We start from the raw sequence: 16,406 nt of genomic DNA on the forward strand, positions 1-16,406 counted from the left end.
GCGCCGCGGTGACGTTCGACGAGGAGTACCGGCGGGAGGTGCTGGAGCCGGCGCGGGCCGCGGGCGACCAGCCGCCCGAGGACCTGCGCGTCCGGTACGCGCTGGCCGACCCGCTGTCCGGGCCGGGCGTCGAGGCGCGGGTGAAGCAGGTGCGGCAGTGCTGGCGGCGGGCGCGCGGCCAGCTGAAGTACCGCAAGCTGATCGACCGGCTGGAGGCCGAGCACCGGGAGCTGGCGCCGCTGTTCGCCGCCGCCGGGCACGGCGACCTGCGGGCGCTGGAGGAGCGGCTGGCGGGCGGCCGGGAGCGCGGCGAGCGGCGCCGCGCGCAGGCCCGCGCCGGGCTGGCGGACGCGGCCGGGTTCCTGCGCATGGTGACGCCCGCCGAGGTCGAGGCGATCGCCCGGTCGGGCGGGGTCGCGCGCGCCGAGCTGGAGCGGCTCGCCGCCGCCGAGGGCGTCACCGTCCGCGAGCCGGACCCGCTGCCGCCCGTCGCGCCGTACGCGGCGTACCGGAAGGTCCGCGAGTCGCTCGGCGTGCTCGGCAAGCGGCACCTGGCCGACTTCCTGTTCGGGGCGCGGATCGCGGGCCCGATCCGGGTGCTGGACGGCTTCACCGCGCCCGCGGCGCCGGGCGCGCCGGGGGCGTCGGCGCTGCGCGGCGGGGTGCTGCGGCTCGACGCGGACGCGGTCGCCGCCGCGGGCGACGAGTGGGCGCGCCGCAGCCGCGACACCAGCACCACGCACGCCGGGACCGTCCTGGCCGCGCTGCGGTCCGGCGCCGACCTGGCCGAACTCGTCCGCTACGACATCGTGGACCGGCTGCGGGAGCGGTTCCGGCAGCGGGCGTCCGAGCGGGCGCTGCTGCGGCACGCGACCGACGACCTCGGCGTCCACGCGGAGGACGCGCGGCGGCTGGTGTTCGCGGTGGTGCGGGAGACGGCCGGGGGCGGCGGCCTGGCCGGGCGGCTGCGCTCGCTGCTGGACGCGGGCGAGGTGTTCGCGGCGTCGGAGCTGGCGGACGCGTCCGCGATCCCCGCCGCCGGCGGGGCGGGCGAGCCGTCGGAGGAGGAGGTGCTCGCCGCCGAGGCGCGGCACCGCGTCGACACCGCGCTGCGGCTGCGCGAGAACGCCGCCGCCGAGCCCGACCCGGACCGGGCGTGGCGGCTGCTCGCCGACGCGCTGCGGCTCGTCCGCGACCTGCCCGGCGCCCGCGACCACCAGCGGCGGCTGCCGCCCAGGCCCGTCCCGGCGCTGCGCGCCGACGTCGACACGGGCGGGGCCGGCACGGGCGGGACCGGCGCCGCCGTCCGGCTGTCGTGGGAGCCGTCTCCGTCGACCGCCGGCGAGGTCGGCTACCGGCTCGTGCGGCGGACCGGGCGCCCCCCGCGCGGCGCCGGGGACGGCGAGGCGATCGCCGGGGAGCGCGACGAGCGGCCGCCGGTGAACGTCCCGCTGTACTACGGCGCCGTCGCGGTGCGCGGCGACGCCGCCGCCCCGCCCGCCGTCGCGGGGCCGGTCGTCGTGCGTCCCGAGCCGGGCGAGGTCGAGCTGCTGGCCGGGGACGGGCAGGTCACCGGCCGGTGGCGGTGCCCGGCGGAGGCGGCGCGGGTCGTCGTCTCGCGGGACGGGGCGCCGGTCGAGGCGGGACGCGACGGGTTCCGCGAGCGGGTGCCGAACGGCCGCACCCACCACTACCTGATCAGCGCCGTCTACCTGGACGCGGCGGGCCGCGAGGTGGCCACGCCGGGCGTGCGGGCGTCGGTGACGCCGAGCGCGCCGCCCGTGCCGGTGTACGAGCTGGCCGCCGAGCCCGACCCGGCCGACCCGGGACTGCTGCGGGTGCGGTTCGCGCCGCCCCCGCACGGCACGGCGGAGCTGGTGCTGTCGCCGGTGCCGCCGCCGTGGCCGCGCAGCGCGCTGGTCCCGGTGGAGGAGGTCCGGCGAGCAACGCGGCGGCTCGCGTGCACGCCGGCGGCGGGCGGCCTCGCGGTACGGCCCGGCGCGGGCGGCTGGCTGCTCGCCGTGACCGTCGCCGAGGGCACCGCCGCGATCGGCGCGTACCACCGGTACGTGAACCTGCCCCCGCCGCGCCGGCTCGTCGCCGAGCGGCGCGGCGACCACGTGCACGTCGGGTTCGACTGGCCGCCGGACGTCGCGGAGGTCGACCTGGTGTACCGGATCGGCCGCGGCGCGCGCCGCTCCCCGGACCCGGACGCGGAGCGGCGCGCGACGGTCACCCGCGCCGCGTACGACACCCAGGGCGGCGTCCGGCTGCCGGTCCCCGAGGACGAGCCCGTCGAGCTGGCCGTGGCGGCGGCCGGCACCGTCGGCGGGACGCGGGTGACCGGCCCGCCGGCGACCGCCGAGGTCGAGGCGCGCACCGTCGTCCGCTACGACCTGGAGCGGACGGGGCCGCCGTGGCGGCGGTCGCTGACGCTGCGGCTCACCTGCTCGCGGCCGCTGCGGGTGGCGCGGCTGTCGCTGGTGCTGCGGCGCGGCCGGGTGATGCCGTACCGGGCGGGCGACGGCGAGACGCTCGGCGCGTGGGAGCAGGTGCCGGTGCCCGGCGAGCTCTCCGTGGCCGTCCCGGACGCGTCCGGGCCGTACTGGCTGCGCTGCTTCGCCGATGATGATGTCATCGAACTCACCGATCCCCCGATCCGCCGACTCCAGGTCCCGTGATGACCAGACCCCTCGCCCGCCTGCCGGGCGCGCCCGCGCGGCTCTTCCCCCGGCACGGCGTCACCTGCCCGTACTGCTTCGCGTCCGTCGCGCCGCAGCGGATCCTGTTCCGCTGCCGCGGGCAGGCGGGGCGGCGGCAGGGCTGCGCGCCCGTCCTCGACGAGCGGCTGGCCGCCTACACGGGGTCGACGGCGGGCGCGTCGCTGCCGCCGGTGTTCGCCGCGCCGGGACGCAAGGGGCGCGCCGACTGCCCCGGGTGCGGCGTCCCGACGGGGAACCGGGCGTGCCCGGAGTGCCACAACCCGCTGCCGTCGGCGTACTGCGACTCCCCCGGCCGGATCGTCGCGCTGGTCGGCGCGAAGAACGCCGGCAAGAGCACCTACATCGCGGTGCTGCTGCACGAGCTGATGAACCGGGTCGGCACGGAGCTGGACTCCTCGCTCGTCGCGTGCGACGACCGGACCATCGAGCGCTACAAGCGCGACTTCGCGCGGCCGCTGCTGGAGGAGCGGCGGCTGCTGCCGACGACCGCGAGCGCCGCGACGGGCCCGCGCGAGCCCCTCGTCTACCTGCTGACGCGGACGCGGGCCGGCCGGTTCCGGCAGGGCCGGTTCGCCCGCCCGCGCAACGACTCGCTCGCGCTGGTGCTGTTCGACACCGCCGGCGAGGACCTGCGCAGCCGCGAGGCGACCGACCTGCACCTGCGCTACCTGGAGGCGGCGGACGCGATCATCTTCCTGGTCGACCCGCTGGAGCTGCCGGGCGCGCGGGCGGGGATCTCCGACACCGTCCCGGAGCCGCGCGGCTCCGGCGACGACGCCGGCGGCGAGCCGCTGGACATCATCGCGCGGGTCACCGACGCGCTGCGGCAACGGCACGGCACCCGTCCCGGCGAGCCGCTGCCGGTGCCGGTCGCGGTCGCCCTCACCAAGATCGACGCGCTGCGCCCGGACCTGCTGCGGCAGTCGGCGCTGCGCCGGTCCCGGTCCGGCGCGGGCGTCCTCGACCTCGACGACCGCGACGCGGTGGACGAGCAGGTCCGGGCGCTGCTGCACGAGTGGCAGGCCGGCCAGCTCGACACCTACCTCGGGCAGCAGTACGCCGAGCACGCGCTGTTCGGGCTGTCGGCGCTCGGCGGCGTCCCCGAGGACGGCCGGGTCGGCGCCGGCGGCGTCCGCCCGCACCGCGCCGAGGACCCGCTGCTGTGGCTGCTGTACCGGTTCGGGATGCTCGACGGCGTCCGCCCCGGGGGTTCGTGACGGTGGCGTGGCAGCTGCACTACACCTCCGCGCGGCGCGGGCCCACCGGCCGGGCCGGGTTCCAGTTCGTCGCGGAGACGCCGGGCCTGCCCGACGGGGTGCGGGCGGCGGTCACGCCGTACCTGTCGTACCGCCCGCCGCCGGACGCGCCGCTGTCCCCCGACGACGCCGAGCTGGACCGGTTCCCCGTCTCGCTGCTGTACGACCGGGTGGACGGGCGCCCGCTGCTGCTGCGCTGCCGCTACCTGGGCCGCGACTACTCCGGACGGTACGGCAACTTCTTCGCCCACGCGGTGGTCGCCGACCCCGACGAGCTGGAGGGGCTGCGTCCCGCCGAGCTGTGGCACGCGCCGATGTGGGCGCCGCTGCCCGGCGACGGCGACCTCGGCGAGCTGGACGACCTCGCGCCCGGCGCCGCGCTCGACCCCGAGTCGCTCGCGGAGTGGCTCGCGGGGTCCGGGCCGCCCGACGCGTACGGGACCCTCGCCCGGCTGGTGGACGCGGTCGCCGGCGTCCTCGGCCGGGGCCACGGCCGGATCGTGCTGGTCGCCGCCGACGTCGAGCTGATCGCCCGCTGGATCGCGGTGGTGTCGTACTCGCTGCCGGTCGCGGCGGCGGAGCGGCTGTCGTTCGTCACCTACACCGCCGATCCCGACGGCGCCGCGCAGCGCCTCGTCGGCACCACCCCGGACGTGTGGAACGCGGTGCGGCACCACGCGTCCCACGCGCTGGCCGTCGACCTGCACGGCGGCCTCGGCGGCGCGGGCGGCGCGTCCCGCTTCGCGCGGACCGTCGCGGCGTGCTGGCGGGACGCCGACTTCCCCGCCCTCGACGCGCTCGGCGAGCTCGCGCTGCCGGACGGCGCGGCACCGTGCGACCCGGCGGCGCTGGAGGGCGCCGCGGCGCTGCTGGCGCTGTGCCGCCGCGACGCGCCCGTCACCCCCGGCGAGGAGAGCGCGGCCGGGGCGCTGCTGTCGCGGCCGGGCGCGGTCGTCCCCGACTGGGTGTGGCGCGACCTCGCGCCGGGCGTCGCGTCGATGGGCCTGGAGCTGGCGCTCGCCGTCCACGAGCGGGCCCTCGCGGCGGGCGCGACCGGCGTCGCGCGGGACTGCGCGGCGCGGATCGCGGTCCTCGCCCTGTCCGACCCGGCCGCGCGCGACCGGATGCCCGAGCTGCCGGAACGCGCCGACGAGCTGGAGCCGCGCGTGGCGCGGGCGCTCGCGGACGCGCCCGACCTGGCCGAGGTCGCGGCGGTCGCGGCGGTCGCCGCGCGCGCGGGCACCCGTGTCGATCTGGAGGGGCTCGCTGCGGCCGCCGCGGAGAAGGCCCGTCTCGGCGCCGCCGACCTGCCCGCCGCGTACCGCGCCTGCCCGGCCTCGGCGCGCAGCGCATTGCTGGAGGGCGCCATCACCGGCCTCGCCGAAGCCGGAGCGCGCGAACGGGCGGCCGCCCTCACGCCGGGCGCCTGCGACCTGCTCCACGAGCACGCGGCCGAGAGCCTCCGCGCGGTGCCCGCCGTCGCGGTCCCGGTGCTCGCCTCCGTCGGGCGGCGCGACCGCCGGCGCCGCATCGAGGCGACCGCCGGCCTCCTCCGCCTGAAGGGGGCGGACGTCGAGGCGGCGCTCGCGGAGGTGTGGGCGGTGCCGCCGACGGCGGCCGAGTGCGCGGACCTGCTCGACGCGCTCGGAAAGGAGCCGGCGGCGAGCCCGACGCTGGCGGCGCTGCCGTCGCGGACGTTCGAGCGCGCCGGCAGCGACGCCCTCGCCGACGCGCAGAGCCTGCGGCTCGCGGCGCTCGTGCCGTCGGTGCTGCCCGGCGGGCGCGCCGCCGCGGACGCCGCCGCCGTCCGCGCCTACGCCGACGCGATCACCGCCTCCCGGCCCGGCGAGGCGGCGCGGGCCATGGACGCGCTTGCGCGCGCGCAGGGCGCATCCGCTCGGCTCGTCGGCGAGGCGTTCGAGGCGGCGGCGCGGCGGCTGTGCCGCCGCCCGCCCGCGTTCCGCGCGGCACTGCTCGCCGCGGTGCCCGCACCCCTGCGGGCCCGGATCGCCGCGCGCTGGACGGCCGAGCTGCCCGCCCGCGCGCGCGCCGGCCGCGCCCAGCTGCGCGGCGCCGACGTCGAGCGCCGCAACGACCTGATCGAGATCGTGCTGCGGCTGCGCACGCGCGGGATCACCGAACCGGACCTGGAGTCCTGGGCGCGCGGCGCCGCGGGCCGCTGGCTCGCCGCCCGGCAGCTCGACGCGCGCCTGGCCGACCGGCCGGAGCTGCGCGCCGCGCTGCAGGACCTCCTCGCCGGCGACGAGGGGAGGTGAGCCCGTGCAGATCCTGATCGCGCTGCTGCTGGTCGTCGTGTGGGCGGGGGCGATGTGGCTCGGGTTCTGGTACGTGTTCCCGGTGCTTTTCCCCGCGACGCTGATCGTCGCGGGCGCCGCCGCGCTCGGCGTCTACTACCTGAACGCGTGCCGCACGCTGGTGCCGTCCGCGCTCGACGGCCCGTCCCCCGTCGCCTCTCCGGACGTCGCCTACCGCAACTACCTGCTCGCCCAGGTGTGGCGGGACTGGTGGACGATCAGCCGGACGGTCGTCCCGCAGGTGTACCGGATCGCGTCCGGCATCGTCGTCCGGCTCACCCGGACGCTGCTCGGCGGGCCGTGGGGGTTCTTCGCGTTCCCGATCTGGCTGTCGCTGTGCGCGGGGATCGCGGCGGCGGCCGTCCCGGCGGCGGGGTTCGTGCTGGCGCTGACCGTCCTGTACGGGGTCGTCGCGGCGGTCGGGCTGGCGGCGTGGCTGGCGTGCGTGCTGGTCCTCGCGGCCGTCGAGCGGGTCTTCATGGCGTACGGGCGGATCCTGCAGACCTGCCCGCACCCGTTCTGCTACGAGCGCATCGGCCTGCCCGAGTACGAGTGCCCGGGATGCGGCGCCCGCCACCGGCGCCTGTCGCCGGGGGCCGCCGGGGCGTTCCGGCACGTGTGCCGGTGCGGCGCGCGGCTCCCCACGACCGTCCCGCTCGGCCGCTTCCGGCTCGCCGCGTACTGCCCGCACTGCGGCGGCCGCCTCCCCGAGCGCATCGGGCGCGTCCGCGTTGAGCCGCTGCCCTTCGTCGGCGGGCCCGCCGCCGGGAAGACCACGTTCATGTTCCTCGGCATCCGGGCGCTGCACGCGCGCGCCCGGTCCGTCCAGGGGCGGCTGGCGTTCGTGGAGGAGCGGCACGCGCAGGCGTACGCGGGCGCCATCCGCGAGTTCCAGCGCGGCGGGCGCCCCGCCAAGACCGGCCCGGAGCTGCCGCTCGCCACCATGGTCGACGTCGACCTGCCCGGCCGCGCCCGCCGCATCCTCTACCTGTTCGACCCGGCGGGCGAGCACTACACCGGCGCCACCGAGGTCGAGTCGCTGCGCTACCTCGACCACGGCGAGGCGCTGCTGTTCGTCGTCGACCCGTTCGCGCTCCCCCAGGTCCGCCGCGCGCTCACCGAGGACGAGCGGAACCTCGTCGACCAGGCCGCCGCCTCGTCGGAGGAGGACCCCGCCGACACCCTCCAGCGGGTCCTGAACGACCTGCGCTCCCGGTCCGACCAGGGCCGGCAGAAGCGCGTCGCGGTCATCGTCACCAAGGCCGACCTGCTCGCCCGCACCGAGATCGGCCGCTGCCTCGGCCACGACGGCGACGTCCGGGCCTGGCTCGGCGGCGTCGGGCTCGGCAACACCGTCCGCACCCTCGACCAGGTCGCCGGGCAGGTCCGCTACTTCGCCTCCGGCCTGGCCACCGAGCCCGCCGACGTCGCGGACCTGCTCGGCTGGGCGTCCGGGCTCGCCCCCGCCGCCCCGTCCGGCCGCGACCATCCCCTCACCGCCGGCGACGCGCAGGAGGTCCCCGGCACCGCGCCGCTGCGCGCCCCCTGGCCGGTCCGCGGGCGCGGCTCGGCCCGTGTCCCCGCCGGCTACCAGGCCGGACGCTGGGCGGTGCTGTGCGGGCTGTCGGTGCTCACGGTCGCGGCCGTCACCGGCGCCGTGGTGGCCGCCGCGGAGCGGTTCCCCTACTGAACCCGCCACCGGGCCCGCGAGGCGCGCCCGGGTGTGACGCATCGCACTTCCTGACGCGGCAGATAACGGACCGTCATCCGGTTACAGCCTCTCGGAGCCGGCCGACCCCGCCGGCTCCCCCAGCCGACCGACCGAGAGGTGAGGACATGACGACGATCGCGCCCGAAGGGCTGCTCGCCATCGACGCGTCCGCGCAGGACCTGCTGTTCCGCGAGGCCCGCACCGCCAACACCTTCAGCGACGAGCCCGTGACCGACGATCAGCTCCGCGCGATCTACGACCTGGTCAAGTGGGCGCCGACCGCGATGAACGCCCAGCCGCTGCGCCTCGTCGCCGTCCACACCCCGCAGGCGCGCGAGCGGCTCCTGCCGCTGATGGCCGAGGGGAACCGCGCCAAGACCGCGTCCGCGCCGCTCACCCTCATCGTCGCCGCCGACGAGGACTTCCACGAGCACCTCCCCGTCACCTTCCCGCACCGGGAGGGCGCCCGCGAGGCCATGCACGCCAACCCCGGCCGCCCCGCCATGGCCCGCTTCAACGCCTCCATCCAGCTCGGCTACCTCATCCTCGGCATCCGCGCCGCCGGCCTCGCCGCCGGCCCGATGGCGGGCTTCGACGCCGCCGCCGTCGAGAAGGAGTTCCTCGAGGGCAACCAGCGCGCCATCGCCGTCGTCAACGCCGGCAAGCCCGGCCCGGACGCCTGGTTCCCCCGCAACCCCCGCCTCGAGTTCGAGCAGGCGGTGAAGGTTGTCTGAACCCCCCGCCGGGACGGCCGCGCCCGCGGGCGCGGCCGCCCGCGCGGACCGGCGGGTCGCGCTGATCCTGGTGCTGGGCGCGCTGAGCGCGATGGCGCCGCTGTCGATCGACATGTACCTGCCGGCGCTGCCCCGGGTCGCGTCCGACCTGTCGACGGGCGCGGTGCAGGCGCAGCTCACCCTGACCGCCTGCGTGGCCGGGCTGGCCGTGGGTCAGGCCGTCGCGGGGCCGCTGAGCGACGCGCTCGGGCGGCGCAGGCCGCTGCTCGCCGGGCTGGCCGCGTACGCCGTCGCGTCGCTGCTGTGCGTCGCGGCGCCGAACGTGGAGACCCTGATCACGCTGCGGGTCGTGCAGGGCGCGGCCGGGGCGGCGGGGATCGTCATCGCGCGCGCCGTCGTCCGGGACCTGTACGACGGGGCGGCGGCGGCGCGGTTCTTCTCCTCGCTGATGCTCGTCAACGGGCTCGCGCCGATCCTGGCACCGGTCATCGGCGGGCAGCTGCTGCGGGTCATGCCGTGGCCCGGCGTCTTCGGCGTGCTGACCGGGATCGGCGTCGCGCTGCTCCTGGCGACGCTCGCCGGGCTCGGCGAGACCCTGCCGCCGGAGCGGCGGGAGACCGGCGGCCTGCGCGCGACCGCCCGGACGTTCGGGGCGCTCGCGCGCGACCGGTCGTTCACCGGCCCCGCGCTGGCGCTCGCGCTGGCGTTCGCCGCGATGTTCACCTACATCTCCGGCTCGCCGTTCGTCCTGCAGGACGTCTACCACCTCTCGCCGCAGGCGTTCAGCGTCGCCTTCGGCGTGAACTCGCTGGGCATCGTCGCGGCGGGCCAGGTCGGCGGGCGGCTCGCCGGGCGCGTGCCGCTGGGCCGGCTGATGGCGGCGGGACTGGCGACCGTCGCGGCGGGCGGGCTGCTGCTCCTCGGCGCCGTGCTCGCCGGGGGCGGGCTGCCCGCGGTGCTGCCGGCGCTGTTCCTCGTCGCGTCCGGGCAGGGGCTGATCATGCCGAACGCGACGGCGCTCGCGCTGGCCGGCCGGCCGCCGCGGGTCACCGGGAGCGCGTCGGCGCTGCTCGGCCTGTCGCAGTTCGCGCTCGGCGGGGCCGCCGGCCCGCTCGCCGGGATCGCCGGGCCGCGCACGGCGGTGCCCATGGCGGTGGCCATCGCGGTGCTGTCGCTGCTCGCCGCCGCCGTCGCCGCGGCCGCGCCGCCGAGGGTTGCGTCAGCGAACTGACCGTGCGTACGGTCGGGACGTGATCGTTCGCATCGGCATGGCGCCCGCGCCCGGCGCGCTCGGACCCGACTCCCTCACCGCCCTCGTCCTCGGCCTCGAACGCGAGGGCTTCGACTCGCTCTGGGTCTCCGAGCGGGCGTCCGGACCGGCGCTCGATCCCGTCGTCGTCCTCGCGCACGCGGCGGCGCTGACGTCCAGGATCAAGCTCGGCACCGCGGTCATGACGGTGCCCGGCCGCTCCCCCGCCCTGCTCGCCAAGGAGCTGGCGTCCCTGGACGTGCTGTCGCGCGGCCGGCTGCTGCCCGCGTTCGGGCTCGGCCAGCGGCTGCCCGCCGAGCAGCAGGCGTTCGGCGTCCGCCGGGAGGAGCGCGCCGCGATCTTCGAGGAGGCGCTGCCGCTGCTGCGCCGCTTCTGGGCCGGCGACGCCGTCGTCCACGACGGCGCGCGCTTCCGCTACGACGGGCTGCGGATCGAGCCGAGGCCCGTCAAGGGCGGCTTCGACGTGTGGATGGGCGGGACGTCGGACGCGGAGCTGCGCCGCACCGGGCGGCTGTCGGACGGCTGGCTCGCCGCGTTCACCACGCCCGCCGAGGCCGAGCGCGGCCGCGTCGCGGTGCAGGAGGCCGCCGCGGCCGCCGGGCGCGAGATCGAGGAGGAGCACTTCGGCGCCGTCGTCCCGTACCGGCGCGGCCCCCTGCCCGAGGAGGCGGCGGCCCGGTTCGCGCGCGTCCGCAGGATCAGCGGCCCGGCCGATCCCGCCGACGTCGTCCCCGACCTCGACGGCCTGGAGGCGCACCTCAAGCGGCTGGTGGAGGCGGGCCTGTCCAAGTTCGTCCTCGCCCCGCTGTCCGCCCCGGACGACTGGAACGCCGAACTCGCCGACCTCCGCGACGCGGCGCTGTTCCTGCAATCCCGGCCCAGGCGCCTCGCCTAGTCGGCTCGCCCCCTGACCGGTCTCGGGCGAGCGCGGCATCGCTTCGCGATCTGGCCGGGCTCCCCGAGGGGCGGTGTCCTGGTGGGGACAGCCCCCGCCCCCGGCGAAGCGGACTGACCGGCGCCCTCGACTGACCGGCGCTCCGTTCCGGGCGCCGGTCAGTCGAGGGCGGCGAGGATGAAGTCGGCGACCTCGGCGGCCAGGTCGGCGGCGGGCTTCGGGCCGTCGGCCCGGTACCAGCGCGGGAGCTGGTTCACCATGCCGAGCGCGACGATCGTGACGGTGTCGGCGGGCGTCGGGGTGGTGAACGAGCCGTCCCGCTTGCCCTGCTCGACGAGCCCGCGGAAGGTGTTGTGGTACCGGCGGCGGTCGGCGCGGACGGCGTGCATGCGGACGTCGTCGAGCCGGTGCATCTCGCGGCCGAACACCTTCGCCTCGTCGATGTGCTCGGCGGTGCTGAGGATCAGCCCGGTGAGCACCCGGCGGACGGCCTCGCGCGGCGGGAGCCCCTCGGCGAGGACGGCGTCGAGGTCGGCGAGCTGCCGCGCGATGAGCGAGTGGTAGATCTCGTAGAGCAGGGCGTCCTTGGAGTCGAAGTAGTGGTAGAGGGCGCCCTTGGTGACCTCGGCGGCCTCGACGATGCCCTGGACGGACGTCCCGTCGAAGCCGCGCTCGGCGAACAGCCGCAGGGCGGCGTCCAGGATGCGCCGCTCCACGGGGCTGCGCCGGACCGGCGCGGGCTCCGCGCCGTCCGCCGCCGCGTCCGTAGGCTGGGTCTCGGTCATCGGCGCTCCTCCCCATTGACGCGCCCGCGTCCACGGACATAGCTTGCCAGAAACCGACCGGTCGGTATGCACCCGTCCCAGCCTGGATCGAGGGAGATCCCTGATGCCCGCAGTCGAGACCGTCCGCGGACCCGTCGACGTCGCCGCCCTGGGTCGCACGTACATGCACGAGCACGTCTTCTGCCTCAGCGCCGAGCACGTCGAGAACTACGGCGCGGGCGACTGGTGGGACGAGGAGGAGAAGGTCGCCGACGCGGTGGCCAAGCTGCGGGAGCTGCCCGCGCGCGGCATCACCGCGATCGCGGACCCGACCGTGTGGGGCCTCGGCCGCTACATCCCGCGCATCCAGCGGATCGCCGAGCAGGTCCCCGAGCTCAACATCATCGCGGCCACCGGGATCTACACCTACAACGACCTGCCGTTCCAGTTCCACTACCGCGGGCCGGGAACGCTGATGGACGACGGCCACGACCCGATGGTCGGCTACTTCGTCCGCGACCTGACGCAGGGCATCGCCGGCACCGGCGTCAAGGCCGCGTTCCTCAAGTGCGCGATGGACGCGCCGGGCCTCACCCCCGGCGTCGAGCGGGTGCTGCGGGCCGTCGCGGCCGCGCACCGGGAGACGGGCGCCCCGGTGACGGTGCACACCGAGAGCTCGATCCACGCGGGCCGGACGGTCGTGGAGATCCTCGGCAAGGAGGGCGTCGACCTGAGCAAGGTCGTCGTCGGGCACGCCGGGGACAGCAACGACCTCGACTACCTGATGGAGCTGGCGGACACCGGCGCGATCCTCGGCATGGACCGGTTCGGCCTGGACGTCATCAACCCGACCGCCGACCGGGTCAGGACCGTCGCGGCGCTGTGCGAGCGCGGCTACGCCGACCGGATGGTGCTCAGCCACGACGCGAGCTGCTTCATCGACTGGTTCGGTCCCGACCCGGCGACCGTCCCGGCGTTCGCGCCGAACTGGAACTACCGGCACATCAGCGACGACGTGCTGCCCGCACTGCGCGAGGCGGGCGTGCCGGACGGGCAGATCGACCAGATGCTCGTCGCGAACCCGCGCCGCTACTTCACCCGCTGACAGCGCGCGCCACGGCGCGCGCCTCGCAGCCGGGCGGCGTCTCCCGAGCGCGTCTCCATCCATAACGGTTAGCCATGAGGTGGTCAAGAAGCCGTCTCAAGGACTAATCCCCCCGGATCGGGAATCATGGGTGGAAACTGCTAGGAGGCGCCGGTGAACGAGGTCTTCGAGCATCGCGGGCTCCGCGCCGCGATCCCCATGCTGCTGGTGGCGCTGCTGGTCCTCGTCGCGCCCGGCTGCCAGGCGCTCGACCGCGGCGGTGCGGGCCCGGAGGACGTCCCGCCGCCGGTCAAGACGCCGGTCGTCCAGCACGAGAAGCCGAGCGGGCGCCGCCCCGGCGTCGTCAACATCGACACCGAGCAGGGCCTGAACAGCACCCGCGCCGCCGGCACCGGGATCGTCATGGACCCCTCCGGGCTGGTGCTGACCAACAACCACGTCATCCAGGGCGCCACCACGATCAAGGGCACCGACACCGACAACCGGCGCTCCTACACCGCCCAGATCGTCGGCTACGACCGGCAGAGCGACGTCGCCGTGATCCGGCTGTTCGGCGCCGCCCGGCTGAAGGCCGCGGTGTTCGGCGACCCGTCCTCGGTGGGCGTCGGCGACCCCGTCACCGCCGTCGGCAACGCCGGCGGCAAGGGCGGCACCCCGACGGTCGTCACCGGCAAGGTCACCTCGCTGGACCAGACGGTCACCGCCCGCGACGACAGCGACGGCACCTCCGAGCGGCTCACCGGCATGATCGAGACGAGCGCGCCGATCAGGCCGGGCGACTCCGGCGGCCCGCTGCTGAACACCCGCGGCCGGGTCATCGGCATCAACACCGCGGCGTCCGCGTCGTTCACCGTCGGCAGGTCCAAGCCGAAGGGCACCCACCGCGGCTACGCCATCCCGTCCGACCGGGCCCTCGCGATCGCCCGGCAGATCGCCCGCGGCCAGGCGTCGGCGACCGTGCACATCGGCCCGACCGCCATGCTCGGGGTGAAGGTCCGCTCCGGCGACACCCAGGGCGCCCAGGTGGCCGAGGTCGTGCCCGGCACCCCGGCCGACGAGGCCGGCGTCCCGGTCGGCGCCACGATCATCTCGCTCGGCGGCGCCACGGTCGACTCGCCGACGACGCTCACCGGGCTGATGCTCGCCCACCATCCCGGCGAGACCGTCCGGCTGGAATGGTTCACCGCCCAGGGCACCCGGTCGGCCGCCGCGCTCCGCCTGGCCGACGGCCCGCCGCAGTAGCCCGGGCGTCCTCGCGGCGGCGCCCGGGCCCCCGCTGGACGCGACTGGCCCGCGCGGAGACGGCCCGCGGCGTGCGACAGTGGAGGCACCCGACCCGCGAGGATGTGAACCATGACCCGCAAGGCGCCCGCCGACGACTTCGACGACACCGGGATGCGGGTGTCGGAGCCGAAGACGTGGGCCGCCGGCGTCCCCGGCGTCACGGCGGCGCTGCGCCAGTCCTACGACCAGATGGGCGTCCGCCGGACGGCGCTGACGCTGCTGCGCGTCAACCAGAAGCAGGGGTTCGACTGCCCCGGCTGCGCGTGGCCGGAGGGCGACCACCGGCACGTCGCCGAGTTCTGCGAGAACGGCGCCAAGGCCGTCGCGGAGGAGGCGACGACGCGGCGCGTCACCCGCGAGTTCTTCGCCGCGCACACCGTGGACGAGCTGGCCGGGCGCTCCGACCACTGGCTCGGGCAGCAGGGCCGGCTGACCGAGCCGATGCTGAAGCGCGCCGGGTCCGCGCACTACGAGCCGGTGTCGTGGGACGAGGCGATCGGGCTGCTGGCGGCGGAGCTGAAGGCGCTGGACTCCCCCGACGAGGCCGTCTTCTACACCTCGGGGCGCACCAGCAACGAGGCCGCGTTCGCCTACCAGCTGTTCGCCCGCGCGTTCGGCACCAACAACCTGCCCGACTGCAGCAACATGTGCCACGAGTCGTCCGGGTCGGCGCTCGGCGAGACGATCGGCGTCGGCAAGGGCTCGGTGCTGCTGGAGGACCTCTACCGGGCCGACCTGATCTTCGTCGTCGGGCAGAACCCCGGCACCAACCACCCGCGCATGCTGTCCGCGCTGGAGCGGGCCAAGAAGGGCGGCGCGCGGATCGTCGCGGTGAACCCGCTGCCCGAGGCCGGGCTGATGCGGTTCAAGAACCCGCAGCGCCCGTCCGGCGTCACCGGGCACGGCACCGCGCTCGCCGACCGGTTCCTGCAGATCCGGCTGAACGGCGACCTCGCGCTCTTCCAGGCGCTGAACCGGATGCTCCTGGAGTCCGACGCGCCCGGCGCCCTCGACCGGGAGTTCCTCGACGCCCACACCCACGGGTTCGAGGCGTTCGAGAGGCACGTCCGCGGCCTCGACTGGGACGACGTCCTGGAGGCGACCGGGCTGACCCGCGGCGAGATCGCCGCGACGCTCGGGGACGTCCTCGCGTCGGAGCGGATCGTGGTGTGCTGGGCGATGGGCCTCACCCAGCACCGCAACTCGGTGCCGACGATCCGCGAGGTCGTCAACTTCCTGCTGCTGCGCGGCAACATCGGCCGGCCCGGCGCGGGCGTCTGCCCGGTCCGCGGCCACTCCAACGTCCAGGGCGACCGGACGATGGGCATCTACGAGAAGCCCAAGCCCGAGTTCCTCGACGCGCTCGCCGCGGAGTTCGCGTTCGACCCGCCGCGCGAGCACGGCCTCGACACCGTCGACGCGATCCGCGCGATGCGCGACGGCAAGGCCACGGTGTTCCTCGGCATGGGCGGCAACTTCGTCCGCGCCACGCCCGACTCCGACGTCACCGAGAGGGCGCTGCGCTCCTGCCGGCTCACCGCGCAGGTGTCGACGAAGCTGAACCGCTCGCACGCGGTGACCGGCGAGCTCGCCCTCATCCTGCCGACGCTCGGCCGCACCGAGCGCGACGAGCAGGCGTCCGGGCCGCAGTTCGTCTCGGTCGAGGACTCCATGGGCATGGTGCACGCCTCCCGCGGCCGCCTCGCGCCCGCCTCGGAGCACCTGCTCTCCGAGGTCGCGATCGTCTGCCGCCTCGCCCGCGCGACGCTCGGCGGGTCCGGCATCGCCTGGGACGCGATGGAACGCGACTACGACGTGATCCGCGACCACGTGTCCCGCGTCGTCCCCGGCTTCGCCGACTACAACGCCCGCGTCCGCGAGCCCGGCGGCTTCACCCTCCCGCACGCGCCGCGCGACGAGCGCCGCTTCCCGACCGCCACCGGCAAGGCCAACCTCACCGTCAACGAGCTGGAGGTGCTGCGCGTCCCGGAGGGGCGGCTGCTGCTCCAGACCGTCCGCAGCCACGACCAGTACAACACCACCATCTACGGCCTGGACGACCGCTACCGCGGCGTCAAGGCGGGGCGCCGCGTCGTGTTCGTCAACCCCGAGGACCTGGCCGGGCTCGGCATCGCCGACGGCGCCACGGTCGACCTGGTGTCGGAGTGGACCGACGGCGTCGAGCGCCGCGCCCCCGCCTTCCGCGCCGTGGCCTACCCGACCGCCCGCGGCTGCGCCGCCGCCTACTTCCCGGAGACGAACGTCCTGGTCCCCCTCGACAGCACCGCCGAGGTCAGCAACACCCCCACCTCCAAGTCCGTGATCATCCGTCTGGTCCCGGCCTGACCG

At 76.5% G+C, this 16,406-nt stretch carries 11 protein-coding genes; 10 read left to right on the top strand and 1 reads right to left on the bottom strand.

The features are described from left to right. The first annotated feature begins 8 nt into the window (after positions 1-8). From J4557_RS01005 to J4557_RS01035, 7 genes are all read left to right on the top strand, one after another. Entirely contained in the window at positions 9-2,681 is a 2,673-nt protein-coding gene (locus J4557_RS01005; RefSeq protein WP_208264380.1) for a SaeA-related protein, read from the top strand. Then, positions 2,681-3,940: a TRAFAC clade GTPase domain-containing protein gene (locus J4557_RS01010; protein WP_208264381.1), complete on the top strand. Its 1,260-nt coding sequence runs from the start codon at positions 2,681-2,683 to the stop codon at positions 3,938-3,940. The genes J4557_RS01005 and J4557_RS01010 overlap by 1 nt, the downstream gene beginning before the upstream one ends. A gap of 2 nt (positions 3,941-3,942) precedes the next feature. Beyond that, positions 3,943-6,255: a GAP1-N2 domain-containing protein gene (locus tag J4557_RS01015; RefSeq protein WP_208264382.1), complete on the top strand. Its 2,313-nt coding sequence runs from the start codon at positions 3,943-3,945 to the stop codon at positions 6,253-6,255. A gap of 4 nt (positions 6,256-6,259) precedes the next feature. Then, the gene (locus tag J4557_RS01020; RefSeq protein ID WP_208264383.1) at positions 6,260-7,984 is read left to right on the top strand and encodes a TRAFAC clade GTPase domain-containing protein; all 1,725 of its coding nucleotides are present in this window, start codon (positions 6,260-6,262) and stop codon (positions 7,982-7,984) included. Between the two features lie 146 nt (positions 7,985-8,130). Next, positions 8,131-8,739: a malonic semialdehyde reductase gene (locus tag J4557_RS01025; RefSeq protein WP_208264384.1), complete on the top strand. Its 609-nt coding sequence runs from the start codon at positions 8,131-8,133 to the stop codon at positions 8,737-8,739. Beyond that, on the top strand, positions 8,732-9,970 hold the full coding sequence (locus J4557_RS01030; protein WP_243775082.1) for a multidrug effflux MFS transporter: 1,239 nt from the start codon (positions 8,732-8,734) through the stop codon (positions 9,968-9,970). The genes J4557_RS01025 and J4557_RS01030 overlap by 8 nt, the downstream gene beginning before the upstream one ends. Positions 9,971-9,989: 19 nt before the next feature. Then, positions 9,990-10,904 (top strand): LLM class flavin-dependent oxidoreductase, encoded by a 915-nt coding sequence (locus J4557_RS01035; protein ID WP_208264385.1) that lies wholly within the window; start codon positions 9,990-9,992, stop codon positions 10,902-10,904. Between the two features lie 158 nt (positions 10,905-11,062). On the opposite strand, the gene J4557_RS01040 is transcribed toward J4557_RS01035, so the two are convergent. After that, positions 11,063-11,689, bottom strand: coding sequence for a TetR/AcrR family transcriptional regulator (locus J4557_RS01040; RefSeq protein ID WP_208264386.1), 627 nt, complete (start codon positions 11,687-11,689; stop codon positions 11,063-11,065). A 103-nt stretch (positions 11,690-11,792) separates the two neighbouring features. Here J4557_RS01040 and J4557_RS01045 point away from each other — a divergent pair, with 103 nt between their 5' ends. From J4557_RS01045 to J4557_RS01055, 3 genes are all read left to right on the top strand, one after another. Continuing rightward, positions 11,793-12,773: a phosphotriesterase family protein gene (locus tag J4557_RS01045; RefSeq protein WP_208264387.1), complete on the top strand. Its 981-nt coding sequence runs from the start codon at positions 11,793-11,795 to the stop codon at positions 12,771-12,773. Positions 12,774-12,926: 153 nt separating this feature from the next. After that, positions 12,927-14,015: a S1C family serine protease gene (locus J4557_RS01050; protein WP_307799259.1), complete on the top strand. Its 1,089-nt coding sequence runs from the start codon at positions 12,927-12,929 to the stop codon at positions 14,013-14,015. A gap of 111 nt (positions 14,016-14,126) precedes the next feature. Then, positions 14,127-16,403 (top strand): FdhF/YdeP family oxidoreductase, encoded by a 2,277-nt coding sequence (locus J4557_RS01055; RefSeq protein ID WP_208264388.1) that lies wholly within the window; start codon positions 14,127-14,129, stop codon positions 16,401-16,403. The last annotated feature ends 3 nt before the right edge of the window (positions 16,404-16,406 follow it).

It is taken from the genome of Actinomadura nitritigenes (assembly GCF_017573545.1).
GTDB lineage: Bacteria > Actinomycetota > Actinomycetes > Streptosporangiales > Streptosporangiaceae > Spirillospora > Spirillospora nitritigenes.

Bases quoted from the DNA above. Each gene is read 5' to 3' on its own strand.
- J4557_RS01025 (WP_208264384.1), top strand. From the start codon at position 8,131: ATGACGACGATCGCGCCCGAAGGGCTGCTCGCCATCGACGCGTCCGCG.
- J4557_RS01045 (WP_208264387.1), top strand. From the start codon at position 11,793: ATGCCCGCAGTCGAGACCGTCCGCGGACCCGTCGACGTCGCCGCCCTG.
- J4557_RS01040 (WP_208264386.1), bottom strand. From the start codon at position 11,689: ATGACCGAGACCCAGCCTACGGACGCGGCGGCGGACGGCGCGGAGCCC.
- J4557_RS01055 (WP_208264388.1), top strand. From the start codon at position 14,127: ATGACCCGCAAGGCGCCCGCCGACGACTTCGACGACACCGGGATGCGG.
- J4557_RS01010 (WP_208264381.1), top strand. From the start codon at position 2,681: ATGACCAGACCCCTCGCCCGCCTGCCGGGCGCGCCCGCGCGGCTCTTC.